The sequence below is a fragment of the Pseudomonas sp. HMWF006 genome (assembly GCF_003061205.1).
In the GTDB taxonomy this organism is placed as follows: domain Bacteria; phylum Pseudomonadota; class Gammaproteobacteria; order Pseudomonadales; family Pseudomonadaceae; genus Aquipseudomonas; species Aquipseudomonas monsensis.
Window position 1 is genome coordinate 1 of sequence record NZ_QAIU01000331.1, and the last position, 2,692, is coordinate 2,692.

Here is a 2,692-nt window from a genome sequence, read left to right on the forward strand (position 1 = left end):
GAGCGGTTGGTTAAGATCTTTCGTCTCAACCGAGGCGCGCATTCTACAGCGCTTTTCCTTAAAAGCAACTAATTTTTTTCATCAAAATCAGTTACTTAAGCCAAGATCAACATCAAGCTGCTCGTTAGCGGGAGGCGAATAGTACAGTATTAAAATACGTGGTCAACCCCCCATCTAGAATTTTTTCCTTACCAAAGCACCTGGGTTGCCACTATGGAAGGCGGCTCCTGCCAAACAGGCAACCCAATCGCGCCCTCAGCAAGCACGGCCAGGTGCGCAGATGCCGGTGTAGTTGACTCTAATTGCCAACCGTATCCCCGAAGCCCCCATCCAGTGCCTGACTTGCCGAGCAACGCCGCCTACACAAAGCGCTTCAATGCAGTACTCGCCTACATCGACGCCAATCTCAAAGGTGGCTTGTGCGAAGACGTTGAGCCAAGTGGCGAACTTTTCGGCGTTTCACTGCCATCGACAATTCACCGCCTTCGTGGGCGTGCCTGTTTCGCGTTATGTACAGTTGATGCGGCTACGACGCGCAGCGCATGGCTTGTCCTCCCTCGCGGATTACTCGGTACTGGAAGCCGCGCTCAGTGCGGGCTTCGAAAGCCCCGAAGCATTTTCCCGGGCACTCAGGCGGGCGTTCGGTTGGCTTGGATCGATCGTCGTCGAGTTCATCGTCGTAAGCTGCCTCTCGCCAAGGGGCAGCTATTGGCCTGGACTGTGTAAAAAACCAGACACTGCTTTGAAGTCTGCGTCGCTACGTAAGATCTGCCAATAAACGGTGAATCAGCCGGGTCTGAAATTTGCGCGGGAACGCGACGTTCGTTCGAGTTCTGACTGTCAAACCTGCTCTAAACAGTTTTGACAAATTCACGCGCACAAAAAGATGCGCATAAAATTGAATCTATACAAATCAAGTAACCAATGTTAGTTTCGGGCCGCCCCTCGGGGGCCAATTAAGAAAGGTCTTGCCTGACAAGGCCTTTTTTTTCGTCTGCTGGAAAGTGGCTGCTTTTATAGGAGCTGCCGAAGGCTGCGATCTTTTGATCTTCCTCTGTTTCACCAACAGGACATCTCAAAGGATTCATTGCATGGAAACGTCACTGGAAACCGTCGCCCTGTTCTCCCTCAAACTCGCTTATGAGGAAGAGGGCCTGAGCCCGATTCTGCGGGATGACATGGTCATGGGGGATTACCAGAAAGACGTGTTCGAGTTGCTGGTGAAACGTCGTGATATCCAGACCATCCAATTCAAGCTGAACGAGTGCCTGGGGTTGGCGATGAATGCGTTGGGCGGTGTCGAGAAACCGCTGGGGCGTGAGCTGCACAAGTTGTCAGCCGACTTCAGTCAGGCGCAATCGCTGGAGCAACTCGATCAGCCGCTCCTCGCGCTCAAGGGTTATTTGAAGGACATTCTGTAAACAGACGCGCGATCTGAAGAAACATCCCTTCGGATTACTTCAGTACCTTTACCACTCGAATGTCGATGGGAAACCCATCTGGCCCTTCCAGTTTCTTCCATCCCACGTATTGAAAAACCGCTTCCTGATCGATGGTGTCGCCCCTCTCCACCATTTCTCCGCCCAGCACCGCCACCCCTTTATAGATGGCGCAGTTGCCCTCATCGGGATGGGCGGTGTAGATGACATAGGGTTTGACGTACTGCACGGCGCGGAAATGTCGGCCGCAGCCCCAGTCGACCGTGATCATCAGGGTCTTCAAGTAGTCTTCGCCATCCGTTTCCGAATCCTCGGCGAGCTCTTTGAGCTTGCCAAGTCCGCCGACGTCGCTAAAGCCCAGGGCGCGGGCGCGCTTGTATTCCGGAGACTCCTGGTGCTCGGCCTGATCTTTGAAGTATTGCTGTTGAAGCTCTGCAACCAGGACCTCCTCTTCCTTGTTCCGGATCTCGAACGCTTGCGCAATGACGTTTTCGCAACGGGCATATTCGGGAGAGGCAAGGTTTGCCTGCGCGAGGTGATCGCGATGGACGTAAAGAGTGTGATTCAAGCTGTCGACGCGGTTCATCGCTTGCCTGGTCGTCATGACCCCGTTTTGAACGTTGTTCACTACTTGCTGAAAACCCTGACAATCGGAGAGGTATCCTTTCCAGGCGACCTCCGGGGTTTCATCCCAGCCGGCAAACGCCGGGGTCATTACGATGGCGAAGAGGAATGCGCCGAGCAGGCGCGAGACAGAAGAAACAATCGGCATGCGTAGTCCGTTACGTTGTTGAAGAAAGTGGCGCAAAGCTACTATTTTGCTATCTTGCCGTCCACTTTGCTGGAGGCATTTCAACTGCCTCAATAATCGCGCACTCGGGAATAAACCAATGGATGCTTTGTTGTGCTTGGCAGTGATGGCCGGAACCTGGATGTGGGTGGTGAAACAACGGGGTGAGTGGAACTTGTTACTTGCCAACCTTGCTGGCGCCGGAAGTAGCGTGGTGACCGGTATTGTGTTCACGCTGATTTACGGCGCAGTCATTGGTACGTCGATGGCGACACCAAACCTCAATCGCAGTCTGGTGGTGTTCATCACAAGCGCGGGTGTTCTGGCGGGGGTTTGGTTGTGGATTGCCAATCGCCGCCAACCCGAACATCCGGTTGCGCGTCAGTTGCTGGGCGCAGTGTGTGGCTTCGCCGCCGGCATGACGACCTTGCTGCTGCTTGCGGTGAATTATTTCCCCAACACA

3 protein-coding genes and 1 pseudogene are annotated in these 2,692 nt (G+C 53.9%); 3 read left to right on the forward strand and 1 reads right to left on the reverse strand.

The features are described from left to right. Positions 1-333: 333 nt before the first annotated feature. Both DBR24_RS13320 and DBR24_RS13325 read left to right on the forward strand, forming a co-directional pair. A pseudogene (locus DBR24_RS13320) lies at positions 334-646 on the forward strand (helix-turn-helix domain-containing protein); the annotation flags it as partial. A 445-nt stretch (positions 647-1,091) separates the two neighbouring features. After that, positions 1,092-1,421: a hypothetical protein gene (locus DBR24_RS13325; RefSeq protein ID WP_128614992.1), complete on the forward strand. Its 330-nt coding sequence runs from the start codon at positions 1,092-1,094 to the stop codon at positions 1,419-1,421. A 34-nt stretch (positions 1,422-1,455) separates the two neighbouring features. Here the strand turns inward: DBR24_RS13325 and DBR24_RS13330 are convergent, their stop codons facing one another. After that, the gene (locus tag DBR24_RS13330) at positions 1,456-2,211 is read right to left on the reverse strand and encodes a hypothetical protein (protein WP_128614993.1); all 756 of its coding nucleotides are present in this window, start codon (positions 2,209-2,211) and stop codon (positions 1,456-1,458) included. A gap of 118 nt (positions 2,212-2,329) precedes the next feature. Here DBR24_RS13330 and DBR24_RS13335 point away from each other — a divergent pair. Then, positions 2,330-2,692, forward strand: a 363-nt coding sequence (locus DBR24_RS13335; protein ID WP_128614994.1) for a hypothetical protein, incomplete at its 3' end; no start/stop codon positions are given.